Raw genomic sequence first — 13,479 nt, 5'->3', positions numbered from 1 at the left:
CTCAAACTCTAGTTTGACGAAACTTGAACAAAATGTCACTTCACAACGTTTTGTCAGAATCCGATATACTAAAAGAGGGAGGGACGACGAAATGAACGGAAAGATCACTCTTGGATTGATCAGTGCATTCGCGCTGGTGTCATTTGTGTTTGGACTCTCACTTGCGACGTTTGTCGATTATCGGATCAATGAAGAACAAGTCGTCCTGGAGCGATTGACGACACATAAAAAAATTGGTCCTTCCGAAATCTTGTCGACGGAAGTGGACTTTCACTTGAACGGTTCCAATTACGCCTTGCGTTTCGCAGACGAACCACACATCACCTATTGGTTCAGTGTGGCGGACCGCGAGATCCAATTCGATCGAATCGAATCGTTGGACCGACGCGATACAGGACTTAGAACCGATCTTTTTGAACAGATGCCACCGCTCGCGATGGAATCGACAAACGCTGCCGAATAAAAACACGAAACGAACGAGTCCGCTGAAGGGCCCAGTACGTTTCGTGTTTTTTACTATGCAGAAGGATATGGAGTCAACTCTTTCAATAGTGTGTAAGTGCTGACAGGTGTTCGGGTTGCTTTTTGTATGAGTAGGGCGTCTCGTACGCTTGGTTGAAGCGATGTTACAGTTACCTTGACGTCCTGAAGGGTTTTCATTTTTATGTAGGATGATTGCTGGAGAAATGAGACCCCTTCTCGAACCGTAGACGAATTGCACGTCATGTGGAGCTCGTGAATATGCAAGCGCGAACATTCGATTCGGCTATACATCGTGCCTACGACAGCCCCGTCCCGTTTTAATAAATGGAACGCGCCTTGTTTTTGGTGCCATTCGTCAACGGTTCGCTCTGAAACCGGTAAGGCGCCAGGGAGAAGGCGAGCATACTGATTGCGGGTCGATGACCATACCCCATACGTGTCTGGGTGCTCAAGACAGATTTTCCATTGCGCGAATGTATGTTTTCGGAACGGAAGTAGCGGTAAGTCATAGACCGTCGACTCGAGGTGAGTGGTGAATCCGATGGCAGTGAAGGGATCGAGTCGTTGGAGATTCCGTTCGTTCCGGACGTTTAAAGAGACCGTTGTTTTTTGCCGGATCTGTGAATGAAATTGATACAGCACGCGGTCAATCAATCCACGTAATGATGTGGTGTCTTTGTACGCCGCATCAGCTAAGCGAATCTGGTGGGTGGTGTGGAGGTCCCGATAATCCACGGTGACGGCGGCCACGAGATCATCCCCTAGCCAACCGGTGTATACCGAGCACTTCGGTGGGAGGCTGAATAAATTTGGGACGCGTTGAGAGGGGTAAAGACTGTGGAGCAAAAATCGAAGGTGGGGTGGAAGGTGGCGACTTTCTTTGATTGTAAACGTCTGCTTCATCCGAGCAATCCTACTTTCTGTATAAAATGAGATACCCTTAAATTGTAAGCGCTACCACATTTAAATGTCCGTATTAAATTGATGAACATTTTTTGGGAGGTGAACGCGGTGTCCCTATAAAAAATTGTCGCCATTTCTGACGAGATACCGTAAAAAATGGCTTAAGAGAAGGCGTAGACCTAGACTAAATATGTAGAGGGAATCCAGATGGGGGAGAATGAACTAGGGTGTGAGATTTGTTTAAGTTGGAAACAGTCCAAGCCATGTCAAATGAAAAAGACATGCTATACTGATGAAATAAGAAACAAGTCAAGGAGACGACTATGCGATACGTAATCAGTTTTTGGTTGTTAGCAGTAGTGTTGATCGGTATACCGGATACGACGCAGGCGGAAACGAATCCGGTTGTTGTTCATGAGAACGTCATCGTTGATGAAGCGGTAGAACTATATGAAGGGTTTCGCTCCCCGAACGAGATGGTGTTCATTTTTGTATTGATTGTACTATTGTCCGTGATTGGTCTTGGGATTATCAATGCCATTGAATAACGTGAAAACGTTCACAAAAATGCAATATCTGGACCGGAAGCGGTTTCAAATCTATTTTATACTAATGATGTAGGAAGGAAGTTCTGCACCAACTCCCCTCCTCCTTTTCAGATGAACACCCCTCGTTCATATCATGTTTTGGAGTCAACCGACGCTGTCGATTGACTCCCTTTTTTGTATGGTTAAAATTGAATCCGTTTTTCTTTGGCGAGTCGTCGCAACCGTTTCGTTTCGTTCGCGTGTCCACGACTTTCAAGCATATTGACATACACTTTAAACGGCTCAGAACGATGGGCGAAGAAAGGAATGTATTCAGCGAACAATTTTTGCTCGGCTTCTGATAACTGGCCGCGTTCCACGAGTAACTCCAGTTCAAGCATTTTCAAGGCTTGATAATCGGCAAGTGCGTTCTCGTCTGTGTGAGCTTTGGCTAATGTGCGGTCGCACAACGTTGTCAGACGTTCGTGCAGCAAGTTCCATTCGGATAAGTTATACGAGTGATCGAGGAGTGTCGAGAGCAGGTCGACCCGGGTAGAGTCAACGTCTTTTGGGACATGAAGTGCGGTATATAAGGAACGGTCGATCCAAACGGCGGTGGTGGGGGCGTCGAGTTGATAGTAATGAATGAGTTGGGATAACATCGTGGTTTGAGACAATTTTAACAACCGGAAAGGATCGCTCGTTGTGAAGAGCGGTTCTTCTCCCGCTGAAGACGACAGCAATAAAAACATTTCTTCGTACATCGTCCGGGCCTCTGGCTCGTCATCCGCGTAATAGGCTAAATCGCGAATGATTTTTTTCGCATGAATGTACCAGTTTTTCTGGTCACGTTCACTCATCACTTGGTTCGGTACTACATATAAGTGATCATAAGCCAATTCGACAAAACGCTCGGCGAGGACGATCGCTTGTGAGAGCGAATGACGCTCGTCTGACGATTTTTGTTCTTTATATCGTGTGAACTGGCTGACCATAAAATCGATCTCTTTTTCTTCAATAACGGTTTTAGGGATGTTTCGATACATCTCGACAATCACATCACGAAGCGTCGCTTCGCCGTACTGCTCGAGCAACATCCGTAACTTCCCGATACGCATTAGCTCTCCCTCCTTTCAAGAGGACGTCGAACAAACTGCCTGTCTGAAGATAGGCAGACACCAATTATTATTCCTTTCCCGCTTTCGATTCAAAACAACCCTTTCGTCTCATGCTTGAGACGGATTTTTGCGCTAACCGTTGTCAGAATGACGTTTGTCGATGATAATGTAGGAAAATCTAACCATAATAGAGGGATTGCATATGAGTGACGATCAATACTTATCACGTGTCGAACGCAGAAAACGTGAGCTCGAACGAGAACAGGCTCAGTTAAACGAACAAGCTCGACACGAAACGATACATCATCAAACAAACGAAGAAGACCTGGAAAGAAGCGAGTCGGGCAAGCAAGCAGAGGCCACACAAGGCGAGCATCCGTTTCTACACCGCGCGGACGAACAGTCGTCTGAACCAAAAAAGACAGCGCGTGACATTCGGAAATCGAAACTGAAACCAAAGTTAACCCTTCCGTTCGGAACGAAACGCAAATCAAAGCCGCGTCGAGATGAACGACGTGAGCCGAGACGACAAACACGAGAACCGGAACGAAATCATGTCAAACATGAGACGGCCGCACCGAAAGACAAACCACGCCGCAGGAAGTGGAAAGGGAAGCTGTTGCTTGTCCTGTTGCTCATCCTGATCGGGGTCGGCTATATGGGAACGCGTCCTGTTACGTTTTTAGTGATGGGAAGTGACGCCCGCGTCGGAGAATCATTATCCGGATCACGGACGGACTCCTTGCAGCTGATGGAATTTGTACCACGTTCACGTACTGTCCAAAACGTCTCGATTCCGCGGGACACGTATACAGCGATTCCTTGTGAACCAGAACGAGAAGGTGATAAGATCACCCACGCGTTCGCGTATGGCGGTGCGGATTGTACGGTCGGGGCGGTGGAAGGACTGACGGAAACCTCGGTTGACGGTCAAGTCGTGATCACGTTTGAAACATTCATGGAATTGATCGACCTCGTCGGTGGCGTCAACGTCACAGCGACACACTCGTTCAGTGAGAAAGGCTTCAATCAAACGTACGAGTATACGGAAGGCGTCTCATATGCCATGGACGGGGATATGGCGCTTGCTTACGCCCGTCACCGGAAGACAGACACGGACGGGGCTCGTTCGAACCGCCAGACCGAGGTTATGTCGGCCGTTGCCGACAAATTGGCCAGTCCGACGGGATGGACGAAAATCCCGGCGACGTATCGTTTCATGAAAGACGAGATGGGGCTCGAAATGAACCCGTTGCAGATGGCGTCAATCGGAATGACGATGGTGCTACAACCGCAGGTGGATAAACTTCAAATTGAAGGGGAAGACGCCTACATCGATAACATCTATTACTATCAACCGACCGAAGCAAGTGTTCAAGCCATCCGTGACGCTCTCGACTTGACGATGTGGGGAACGGTGAGATAATTTCACGAAATGGGTTTGATTCTGTTCCGAAAGAGGAAATTTAATCAAATGAACTACTCTTTTGAGGAGGGAAATTTGAATGAAAGTTTTAGTCATTGGAGCAACAGGAAAGATCGGTAGACGTGTATTGAAAAGTTTAGCCAAATCGCATCAAGTGACCGCTTTAATTCGTTATCCTGAACTACAGGCAGAGTATGAAAAGATGGGTGCACGCGTGCTCACCGTCGACGTCGAGAAAGAATTGGATAAAGGGATTCACGAGGCGACTTCGGGACAAGATGCTGTCATCATCGCAGCAACGGCAGGAGCAGATGGGTCGAGCAAGGAGATCGAACTGCTGGACCGCAATGTCGCGATGAAAGCAATCGACGCTGCTAAAAAAGAACGTGTCCGTCACGTCGTCTTGCTCAGTGCATACGGCGCGGATCAACCGGACGCGGCACCGAAAGAACATTTCAACTTCTTGTCTGCCAATAACGCGGCCGATGAGTATATCGAACATAGCGGTTTAAACTACACGATCATTTGCCCAGTGACCATTGTGGATGGGCCAGGAAAAGGCTCGATTGAGGCATCGGAAGATTTAAGTGATGCGAGTGGTGCGACGATTTCTGAAACGGACGTCGCGACGATCATCGCTGCCTCGCTTGATAATCGCGGGTTGTATGGCCGTCGAATCGAAGTGAAATCCGGCAGTACCCCAATCAATGAAGCGCTCGATTTTGATAGTCGTGGAGAAGTGGCGACCGGTGGCAGAACGACGCTTCGTCGACCACAACGCTAACGAAAATCTGGAGAAGAAGGTGTCCTGATGGAACAAAAATTGTATAAAGATCCGTCTGATCAAATGATTGCCGGTGTCTGTTCGGGACTTGGGAAATACCTCGGCGTCGATGTCACGTTAATGCGTATCATTTTCGTCGTGCTCGCCTTGTTTGGGGGTCCCGGTCTATTGATTTATATCGTCCTGGCCATCGTCATGAAAAAACCGCCATCAGAGTATGAGGCGGAGCAAGAGAATCGCTTTTAACAAAACGTGCTGACCACATCGGTCAGCACGTTTTTTTATTCGGTGTATAGGGTGTAAGTCGCCTCGAACGACTCGCCTGGGTCGAGCAGTTGCATATCTTCTTTATGGCGGATGTCTTTTCGATGACCTTTGTAGTCGGCGTGTCCGAACCAAGGTTCGAGACAGACGAACGGGGCGTCAGATTGTGGAGGCGACCAGATACCAAAATGGGTGAAATGCGGGGACTCCATGACGATGGCCCGACCGCTCGGCTGATGTCTGAGCGCCGCGTATTCGATTTGTTCAAAGATGAGAGCGTCCTGGTCGAACAGGTGATGGGTCAACGGGATGTACCGGCGTTCTCCGAGCGGTTGATAGGCACCCGTCAAGTACGGACCTTCCAGCAATAACCGGTCGAGCGTTCGCGTCTCCCCAAAGTCGATTGTGTAGTCTTCGAACGTGCCCCCCGCAAACGGGATGTTGAAGGCAGGATGTCCGCCGATGCTGAACGGGAGGACGGCGTCATCTCGGTTGACGACACGATACGTCACACTCAACTCTTCGCCGATGAGACGATAAATGACGTTCAGTTCGAAGGAGAACGGATAGTGTTTGCACGTCTCGACCGAATCGCGAAGGCGGAAACGGACATGTGTATCGGAAGCCTCGGCGACCTCAAACAGTTCATCGCGCGCAAACCCGTGTTGGCTCATCGTGTACGTCATCCCGTCATATAAGTAACGGTCGTCGAGCAGTCGTCCGACGAACGGGAACAGGATGGGGGCTTGCCGCCCCCAATATGTCGGATCGCCTTGCCAAAGGAGTTCCGTCCCATCGACTTTCCAACTCGTCATTTCGGCGCCGTGCGCTTTTAAAGTGACGCTAACTTTCTCATTGTGAAGTTGCAAGATAGTTACTCTCCTTTGAATGATGTGATAAGTTAAGTTTAGGAGTGAATAGTACACAGGACAAGGGGTAAATCATGCGATTTCATAAACTAGCTATCGGGCTGATCATGGCAGGCCTCATCGCCGGATTGGGCTATAAAGGATATGACGAGTTTAACAGCCAAGCGAATGAGCCGGCAGTCAGCATCGCCACGGACGATAGCGTCCTCGGGGGACTCGAGGTCGGTCAGCGAGCGCCGATGTTTGACCTCGAAACAACCGAGGGAGAACGGTTGTCGCTCGCCGATTACGAAGGACAACCAGTCGTCTTAAATTTTTGGGCTTCGTGGTGTCCACCGTGTCGAGACGAACTGCCCGAGTTGATTGCGTTTGGTGAAAAAACGGGTATTCCGGTGCTCGGGGTGAACGCGACGAAAAACGAACGCCGCGGCAAACAAGACGTCGACGCTTTTTTACAGGAAGTCCCGGTCAGTTTCCCGGTCTTACTGGACGAGGACGGGGCGGTCGAGAAGACGTATCGCGTCGTTGCTCTGCCGACGACCTATGTCATTGGTCCAGACGGTGTGATTACCGCCAAACAAGTCGGACCAGTTGATTTCGATTGGTTGCGTGATCAAACGAAATGAATGGAACGGACAAAGACAGACTGGGAGTGAACCGGTCTGTCTTTGTCTACTTTTTATAATGTTGTTTGATCAGTGCATCGAAATTCGGTGTCATGTCTTCCTCGAGATAATAATGGTGGTTATCTCGAATAATTGTATCGCCAACACGTGCTTCTGATGGCAAGAATCGTCTCGGGATAAAACTCGAACCGTTGTTCCAACGTAACACGGCATACTTCCCTTCGACCCGCACCAATGTGCCGTATTTAATCATGCCTCTTCCTCCTCAACGAACAGCTTTCTGTCTCTTTATTCTTATAGAGTGTATTCCCACATTACACAAAAGCTACACATATTTGAGCGAGGTTGGACAAGGAAACATGAACATGAAGCGGTGACGGAAATGTGAAGAAAGTTAGAAGAAAACGCTTTCTTTTTTGTTTGTTTTCTTCTATAATGAAGGCACGGGGTGATTTTGACGAATTTGTGAACAATGGGGGTATGGTCAATGTTTTCATCAGCTATGATTGGATTGCTCGCTTTCACCGGCGTGACCATTTATGGGATTGACCGTATGTTCACGGTCCGTTCAGAGCGCGTCATAAAGAAATAGGTCTACATAATAGGGGGGAATCGCAACGTCTTGGGGAGACGTTGCGATTTTTTTGTGTCAATAATCTTGTTGGCGCGACTCGCGCTCTTTCGTTTTTTGTTCGACATGCTTCCGATTCCGTTCATGAACACGTTGGAAGAAAGCGTGCTCGGGCCAATGGGGGGACCAGACGCGTTCCTCGGGCAGAGCGAGGATATACTCTTCGGCCGCGCTCAGCCGTTCTATCATCTTGCTGCGATCATCGCATAAATCACCGTGACCTGGAATGAGCCAACGAATTTCATACTCGTAAATGGCAGACTGAAGCTTTTGCAAGGAGTTTACATACGCTTCGGCGTCATGCTCGATGAACGGAGGTTCGATATTGGAACCGTAATCTCCGCATACGAGAAGTCTCAGCGGTTCGACGATTAAAGACATATGAGTCGATTCGTGACCAGGGGTTAATAAAAACGTGATGGGAGTGGAGCCGAGTGCGAGGGTACCATCTTCCGAAATCATAATATCGACAGTAGGTTTGACGATGGGACGATCGATGTAATACTGTTCGTAGAACGATTGGATCTCATTGAGCTGAGAACTCGCATCCGTCTCGACGAACGCTTGAGACGCAATCACGGTCGCATCAGGGAACGCATAAGCCCCGATGATATGGTCATAGTGCTGATGTGTATAGATAACATACAGCTTTTTTCCTTGTCGACGCAGTTCGACGTCGCGGCGAATGGTAGCAATCTCTTCAGGCAACCAGTTCGGATCGATGACGATCAAGCTCTCATTCGTCTCGATTAACGTCGAAGTCGTCCGCATTAAAGCGCTCTCGTACACGGTGAACGGTTGAAGACGTACTTGAATCACGGGAATCCCTCCTTCTTGTCTTCCATCCTTTTCCCGAATCGCCATCATTTAAGCGTCGTCGGTATGACTGCTATTATCGTAAAAAACAAAAAAGCAGAACGTCGAATGACGTCCTGCTTCAGGCACGGTACACCGTGCAGTTATGTGTGCGAGCAAACTCTCGCGTATATGTCGGTAATTGGAGCGGGTGAAGAGAATCGAACTCTCGTCATCAGCTTGGAAGGCTGAGGTTTTACCATTAAACTACACCCGCATATGAAATTTAAAATTGGAGCGGGTGAAGAGAATCGAACTCTCGTCATCAGCTTGGAAGGCTGAGGTTTTACCATTAAACTACACCCGCGAAACGCTTAACGTTACGGTAATATAATAGCACAGGATTTTAGCTTTGCAAACCCTTTTTTGAAAAAACATTGGTTGTTGCGGCTAGGTCGTCTTGCTAAGATAATAGAAGAGAGGAGTGGATGGGGCATGAGTGAGCGTAAATCCTATTTACAGATGATGAGCGAAGGGTTTCGGATGATGAAACAATCCAAACCACTCAACCACGATACGAAGCTTCGTCAATGGATGTTCTCAATTAATCACGAGACGGACTGGCAGGTGATTCTTCGAACGGAACGATTGAAATGGATCGGTCCGGCGACGAACGAGTTCATCGTCGAACCGCTATTCGTTCAAATCGGGGCACTTCAGCTCACGCGTCATCTCGAAACGAATGAAGTACGTTTGACTATCGATGAAGAATGGGGAATTGAAAGTAAGGTCGTCTGTGATGACCAAGAGTGGGAACGATTCGTCGCGTCGCTCAAACAATTGAAGGGGGAGTAGTCGTGGGACGAGAAAGGTTATATCGGATTGAAGCGGAAGCTCGTGGGAGTGCATGGCGGGCCCGTGTATTGACCGGCATCCAACGATTCCGCTTTTTTAAAGGGGAATTGCTCGCACCGACTGAACGCCCTTATGTTGTCTTGAGTATCTCTCAAGACAAACAGGCGCTTCCCGATTTGATTGAGACGGATATGGGCGTCTTACTTATCCACGAACGAATCGGCCCAATTTTTATGAATGTATGCCCATACGATATTCAACTCGTTCGAGTCGAGTTGCACACGAGCACCGGGAAGACGGATCAATACTGCGCACTCAATGTGTTACGTCGCTTTGAGATTGAACATCTCGAAGATTCCGGTGAGTATCGACCGTTAGATCCGGACCGGCTCTATTTTTTATCACATCAAACAGTACGATTGAACTTATTCGGGCACATGATTGCCCAAGATCGAAACAGCCAACGCCTTTACGTGACGGAGCGTCTCAAATATGCGCTTCAAGCGAAAATGGTGACTGGGCTGGCATTCAAGAAAACGAAGGAGCAAACAGCATGAAGGAATATGAGATCGACGGTTGGATCCGTCTATCCTACCCAGAACACTTTGAATACAACGAAGAAGAAGACCACGTCAGTTTTTACTCTGTCGAGGCAGATGCACAAGGAACGCTTCAAATGTCGATTTATGAAGCGGAAGAAGCGCAAGCCCCAAGTGATGCGGCCCTTCAAGAGTTGAACACGTTTTTAGGCGAGTTCCCGATCGACATCAAAGTCGCCCCGAGCGTTACAACGGAGGCCGGCGGCATGACGACGGCCTATGCGAGCGGAATCGAGGACGGCATGCATCTTGATGTGTGGTCGTTGACAGACGGAAAGCGGCTTTTGTTTTTGACGTATGTCGCCGACGAAGTGACGAATGAGAAGTTAGAGATCGAATCGATTATCGACTCGATTGAATGGACATGAAAAGAGACACGCGCCCATGACGGCTGCGTGTCTCTTTTGTGTTATTGGAATTTTGGAACTTCAAAGTAAAGCGTGTAAGCGTCGAGCTGTTGGTACATGTTATAAATATTGGCTGTTTGTTTTGTCGCCCACGAAATATCGGTGGCATATTGATACGTACCAGGATTGCTCGGATTGAACCGCATCTTATAGAGCGTGTTCTGTTTCCGGTTCGGGTTGTTGATATACGAGTCGCCGATAAACTTGGCCCCGCCGATGATGGCAGCTTCTGGTGTGAACCAGCCTTCTTTATAAGCGCGTTCGGCCCCTTTGACATGGGCGTTCCCATCGATTGCACCGATGCCATACATGTTGTAGACCGTCTTCGGAGTAACGGCTTTGCCGTCGACAGTCGAGACGAGCGTCCCGGTGGCGAGGGCGGATGTGCCGTGACCGGTTTCAAGCAACGCATGCGACAACAAGTAAATTTCGTTGACGTTGTGTGTGCGTGAGGCGTCGATGAACGCCTGGCCACGACCTGCTAAAATCCCTTTTCCGATGAGCGATTTGTTTAAGACGGTTGCCGTCAAATCGGCACTCTTCGACAAGTCGAGGAATTGGAAATATTCACGTGACGTCGTGGCGAACGATGTCGGTGAGACTTGACGCGTAATTTCCTCATCCGTCGCGAGACGCCATGCGCGGTCGTAGACACGGATGTTATAGCCGCTCGGTCGGTAGTAGCTGATTGTGTAATATTGACCGATTTCACCGGTGATTGCCACCGCTTCGCCTGGATTGAGCACCCCGAACGAATGTGCCGTCATCGAGGCATCTTTCAACACTTTGACGTTTCCAGCGACGTTGGCTGCGCTGACGTATCCAGTGAATAGACCAGACTTTACTTTAAACCAAGTCGTCGAGCCGACCTTTTGAGTGCCGAGATACTCGAGCTTCGTATTGGTCGAGAGACTAGCCAAGTTTGTCGCTGATGATGAAGCGGTTGCTTTCAAGTATTGGAATGAAGTCGTAAATAGCTCTGTCGAGTTGACTGTCCCGGTTGTAGCAGTCGCTGTAGCGCGTGTGATGTACGCTTTTGGCACGTAAGCGTACGCTGTCCGGTAAGCATCCGACTGGGCGAACACGTTGCGCTGCGTCGCGATCATCGAAGTGAGCGTGTACGGATAAGCAGTGTGTGTGATCACCATCTCTTTGCTACCGGCAACAGGTGGCGTATACGGTTTTGTATACGTGAGAGAGATATATCCTTTTACGAGCGAACCGTTAAGGAGATACGAGATGAGCCCCCAGTCGCTGCCGACGATTGGTTTTACTTTGACGACTGTCCCGTTAGCGAGCGTACCGATGACATCGCCGTCCACGGGCTTCGTTCGGACGTTCAACGTGCCATTGTTGGCGACTACGACTTGAACTTCCCGCTCGGTTCCGTATTGTTCTGTTACAGGAGGCGTTAACGCAAAGTTGCGAGATGCGACATAGCCTGTCTGATTCGCATAGCGAACTTTATACCACGACTTGTTTGTTCCATAGGTCTCAAGATGTTCGACTTTTGCCCCTGATGGAATTGTTTGAATCACTTTACTCGATGTCCATCTTGATGTATACATCAAGGCCTCTTGTTGAGCAAAATACGGAGTGATTGTTGCCACGACTTTTGTCTCAGCGAGATCTCGTTTCGGAATGTATCCGGTAATTGATCCTACAGACACTTTAATCCATGATCCCAAATCAGATAGTTGTTTAACCTCTGTATTCAGTGGGAGTTGTTTTAAGACAGTGCCAGCCGTCCATTTGGTTTTATAGACCGCAGTGTTGCGTTGTGTGTAAAGCGAAATCGTATTTTGCTTCTCGATCGACTGCAAGCTACGGTTTGGAATATATCCTGTCAACTTGTTATACGTGATTTTTGCCCAAGATCCAGTCGCTCCATGTAAGGAAATTAATGTGACGTGTGCCCCTGAAGGAATGCTTGTAAGTGTCTTTGCACTGCTGTATGTTCCTTGCTTCAAGCTAACAGCCTCTTTTGTCGTATGAGTTGATGACGAAGAAGGTGTAGAAGGAGTAGAACCGGAAGAAACTTTAGTGAAGTATGCCGCTGCGACATACCCGGTTTTTCCATTGTATTTAATCTTCATCCATGATCCTGACGCACCATGTGAAGAAATATAACTGACAATGCTTCCTTTTGGCACACTTCCAATAATCGAAGCTGTTGTCGAAGTACCTGAACGTAAATTAACCGTTGCTTTTGCTGCATAATTCACAGAGGTCGATTGCTGAACGACAGTAGAGGAATCTTTAATTGTAAAGTAACGTGCCGCTACATATCCTGTTTTGCCATTGTAAGACACTTTTAACCACGAACCAGTAGCACCGTAGGATGCCAAATAAGTGACGGTTGACCCTTTAGGAATGGTCGTGATGACAGATGATGAAGTTGTCCGAGAAACTCTTACATTCACGTTTTCTTGAGCGATATATTCTTTAGATGGTTGAGCCGTCTCTTGATTAGAAGCCGATTTTAAAGACAGATAACTGGCAGAGACGTATCGCTTTTGGCCATTGAAGTCAATTTGAGCCCAATTATTGCTTGTTGAGTAGACAGTGACGACACTGCCCTTTGTAAGTTTTCCTACAATTTGTGAGGCTGTAGATGTTGAGGAGCGAACATTCAAAATTGACGTATTCACTGTTCCTTCGTACGTTGCTGCGTATGATTGAGTCGGCGCTTGTGTAATAAATAATGTACTAGAAAGCAGTACGGCTGTACTCAATCTTGTGATCGTTGGTTTCAATGTCTTACCCCTTTCGGTGAATACAAACTTGTGAATTAGTATTCGTTTATGGCTTTGCGGTCTAAGTATATCTTATTTGAAAATTGGAAAGAAGGAGTGGAATTACAAAAAAGGTAAATGAATTAGAATGAATATGTATTATTTTGTAAATTAAAAAGAACCTCCATTTACTAGGAGGTTCAGGCTGTTGACGAACCCATTCGCTTTTGGCGAATGGGTTCGTCTTTTTTTGTGTTCAACGAGCTCGAGGCGCTCTGCCGGACATAAAATTGAATAAATGCTATGTAGACGGTCGTTTTCGGCCAACAGGTTGGCCAGTTTCTTCATATTTTGTGCGGTCGCTGCCACCAGGTTGGCGCGGTCCACCGCCTCTTTCCCCCGGTAGAACGTGAAGCGGAGACCGTGGAGCTCCTTCCCGTCGGCGAACGAGCGCTCC

Annotated in this window: 14 protein-coding genes, 2 tRNA genes and 2 pseudogenes; 9 read left to right on the top strand and 9 right to left on the bottom strand. The window is 48.1% G+C overall.

Translation table 11 applies throughout. The features are described 5' to 3' along the window. Nucleotides 1-91: 91 nt before the first annotated feature. Nucleotides 92-463: a hypothetical protein gene (locus EVJ33_RS11295; protein WP_131437192.1), complete on the top strand. Its 372-nt coding sequence runs from the start codon at nt 92-94 to the stop codon at nt 461-463. 1,246 nt (nt 464-1,709) lie between these two features. Then, nucleotides 1,710-1,934: a hypothetical protein gene (locus tag EVJ33_RS11285; protein WP_131437188.1), complete on the top strand. Its 225-nt coding sequence runs from the start codon at nt 1,710-1,712 to the stop codon at nt 1,932-1,934. A gap of 182 nt (nt 1,935-2,116) precedes the next feature. Here EVJ33_RS11285 and EVJ33_RS11280 read toward each other — a convergent pair whose 3' ends face one another. Beyond that, complete coding sequence (locus EVJ33_RS11280; RefSeq protein WP_131437186.1) at nt 2,117-3,031, bottom strand: hypothetical protein; 915 nt, start codon at nt 3,029-3,031, stop codon at nt 2,117-2,119. 202 nt (nt 3,032-3,233) lie between these two features. On the opposite strand from EVJ33_RS11280, the gene EVJ33_RS11275 reads away from it, so the two are divergent. From EVJ33_RS11275 to EVJ33_RS11265, 3 genes are all read left to right on the top strand, one after another. Further along, nucleotides 3,234-4,457, top strand: coding sequence for an LCP family protein (locus EVJ33_RS11275; RefSeq protein WP_131437184.1), 1,224 nt, complete (start codon nt 3,234-3,236; stop codon nt 4,455-4,457). A gap of 79 nt (nt 4,458-4,536) precedes the next feature. Continuing rightward, nucleotides 4,537-5,241 (top strand): SDR family oxidoreductase, encoded by a 705-nt coding sequence (locus EVJ33_RS11270; protein WP_131437182.1) that lies wholly within the window; start codon nt 4,537-4,539, stop codon nt 5,239-5,241. A 27-nt stretch (nt 5,242-5,268) separates the two neighbouring features. Then, nucleotides 5,269-5,487: a PspC domain-containing protein gene (locus tag EVJ33_RS11265; RefSeq protein WP_131437181.1), complete on the top strand. Its 219-nt coding sequence runs from the start codon at nt 5,269-5,271 to the stop codon at nt 5,485-5,487. A gap of 35 nt (nt 5,488-5,522) precedes the next feature. Here the strand turns inward: EVJ33_RS11265 and EVJ33_RS11260 are convergent, their stop codons facing one another. Beyond that, on the bottom strand, nt 5,523-6,374 hold the full coding sequence (locus EVJ33_RS11260; protein ID WP_236634607.1) for an aldose 1-epimerase family protein: 852 nt from the start codon (nt 6,372-6,374) through the stop codon (nt 5,523-5,525). A 74-nt stretch (nt 6,375-6,448) separates the two neighbouring features. On the opposite strand from EVJ33_RS11260, the gene EVJ33_RS11255 reads away from it, so the two are divergent. After that, nucleotides 6,449-7,000: a TlpA disulfide reductase family protein gene (locus tag EVJ33_RS11255; protein WP_131437179.1), complete on the top strand. Its 552-nt coding sequence runs from the start codon at nt 6,449-6,451 to the stop codon at nt 6,998-7,000. Between the two features lie 46 nt (nt 7,001-7,046). Here EVJ33_RS11255 and EVJ33_RS11250 read toward each other — a convergent pair whose 3' ends face one another. From EVJ33_RS11250 to EVJ33_RS11235, 4 genes are all read right to left on the bottom strand, one after another. Next, nucleotides 7,047-7,253: a DUF3006 domain-containing protein gene (locus EVJ33_RS11250; protein WP_016508383.1), complete on the bottom strand. Its 207-nt coding sequence runs from the start codon at nt 7,251-7,253 to the stop codon at nt 7,047-7,049. Between the two features lie 396 nt (nt 7,254-7,649). After that, nucleotides 7,650-8,450: an MBL fold metallo-hydrolase gene (locus EVJ33_RS11245; protein ID WP_131437177.1), complete on the bottom strand. Its 801-nt coding sequence runs from the start codon at nt 8,448-8,450 to the stop codon at nt 7,650-7,652. Between the two features lie 179 nt (nt 8,451-8,629). Continuing rightward, nucleotides 8,630-8,703: transfer RNA gene (locus tag EVJ33_RS11240), tRNA-Gly, on the bottom strand. Nucleotides 8,704-8,719: 16 nt separating this feature from the next. Continuing rightward, a tRNA-Gly gene (locus EVJ33_RS11235) sits at nt 8,720-8,793 on the bottom strand. Between the two features lie 128 nt (nt 8,794-8,921). Between EVJ33_RS11235 and EVJ33_RS11230 the strand changes: the two genes are divergently transcribed. Genes EVJ33_RS11230 through EVJ33_RS11220 form a run of 3 tightly spaced genes read left to right on the top strand, consistent with a single transcriptional unit; the run spans nt 8,922 to nt 10,248 of the window. Then, the gene (locus EVJ33_RS11230) at nt 8,922-9,281 is read left to right on the top strand and encodes a hypothetical protein (RefSeq protein WP_131437175.1); all 360 of its coding nucleotides are present in this window, start codon (nt 8,922-8,924) and stop codon (nt 9,279-9,281) included. A 2-nt stretch (nt 9,282-9,283) separates the two neighbouring features. Then, nucleotides 9,284-9,838: a hypothetical protein gene (locus EVJ33_RS11225; protein ID WP_131437173.1), complete on the top strand. Its 555-nt coding sequence runs from the start codon at nt 9,284-9,286 to the stop codon at nt 9,836-9,838. Continuing rightward, on the top strand, nt 9,835-10,248 hold the full coding sequence (locus EVJ33_RS11220; RefSeq protein ID WP_131437171.1) for a hypothetical protein: 414 nt from the start codon (nt 9,835-9,837) through the stop codon (nt 10,246-10,248). The genes EVJ33_RS11225 and EVJ33_RS11220 overlap by 4 nt, the downstream gene beginning before the upstream one ends. A gap of 41 nt (nt 10,249-10,289) precedes the next feature. On the opposite strand, the gene EVJ33_RS15735 is transcribed toward EVJ33_RS11220, so the two are convergent. From EVJ33_RS15735 to EVJ33_RS15650, 3 genes and pseudogenes are all read right to left on the bottom strand, one after another. Then, nucleotides 10,290-12,257 carry an SH3 domain-containing protein gene (locus tag EVJ33_RS15735; RefSeq protein WP_304988508.1) on the bottom strand — a complete coding sequence of 656 codons (1,968 nt, stop codon included), beginning with the start codon at nt 12,255-12,257 and terminating at the stop codon, nt 10,290-10,292. 90 nt (nt 12,258-12,347) lie between these two features. Further along, nucleotides 12,348-12,938, bottom strand: a pseudogene (locus EVJ33_RS15755) (SH3 domain-containing protein); the annotation flags it as partial. Between the two features lie 411 nt (nt 12,939-13,349). Beyond that, nucleotides 13,350-13,479: pseudogene (locus EVJ33_RS15650) on the bottom strand (transposase); the annotation flags it as partial.

Origin of the sequence: Exiguobacterium sp. SL-10 (assembly GCF_004337025.1) — a bacterium.
Taxonomy (GTDB): Bacteria; Bacillota; Bacilli; order Exiguobacteriales; family Exiguobacteriaceae; genus Exiguobacterium.
The sequence above is the reverse complement of the archived record's forward strand: the minus strand, read 5'-3'. Positions and strand labels throughout refer to the sequence as shown.

Bases quoted from the DNA above. Each gene is read 5' to 3' on its own strand.
- EVJ33_RS11265 (WP_131437181.1), top strand. From the start codon at position 5,269: ATGGAACAAAAATTGTATAAAGATCCGTCTGATCAAATGATTGCCGGT.
- EVJ33_RS11280 (WP_131437186.1), bottom strand. From the start codon at position 3,031: ATGCGTATCGGGAAGTTACGGATGTTGCTCGAGCAGTACGGCGAAGCG.
- EVJ33_RS11255 (WP_131437179.1), top strand. From the start codon at position 6,449: ATGCGATTTCATAAACTAGCTATCGGGCTGATCATGGCAGGCCTCATC.
- EVJ33_RS11295 (WP_131437192.1), top strand. From the start codon at position 92: ATGAACGGAAAGATCACTCTTGGATTGATCAGTGCATTCGCGCTGGTG.
- EVJ33_RS11275 (WP_131437184.1), top strand. From the start codon at position 3,234: ATGAGTGACGATCAATACTTATCACGTGTCGAACGCAGAAAACGTGAG.
- EVJ33_RS11270 (WP_131437182.1), top strand. From the start codon at position 4,537: ATGAAAGTTTTAGTCATTGGAGCAACAGGAAAGATCGGTAGACGTGTA.
- EVJ33_RS11250 (WP_016508383.1), bottom strand. From the start codon at position 7,253: ATGATTAAATACGGCACATTGGTGCGGGTCGAAGGGAAGTATGCCGTG.
- EVJ33_RS11285 (WP_131437188.1), top strand. From the start codon at position 1,710: ATGCGATACGTAATCAGTTTTTGGTTGTTAGCAGTAGTGTTGATCGGT.
- EVJ33_RS11230 (WP_131437175.1), top strand. From the start codon at position 8,922: ATGAGTGAGCGTAAATCCTATTTACAGATGATGAGCGAAGGGTTTCGG.
- EVJ33_RS11220 (WP_131437171.1), top strand. From the start codon at position 9,835: ATGAAGGAATATGAGATCGACGGTTGGATCCGTCTATCCTACCCAGAA.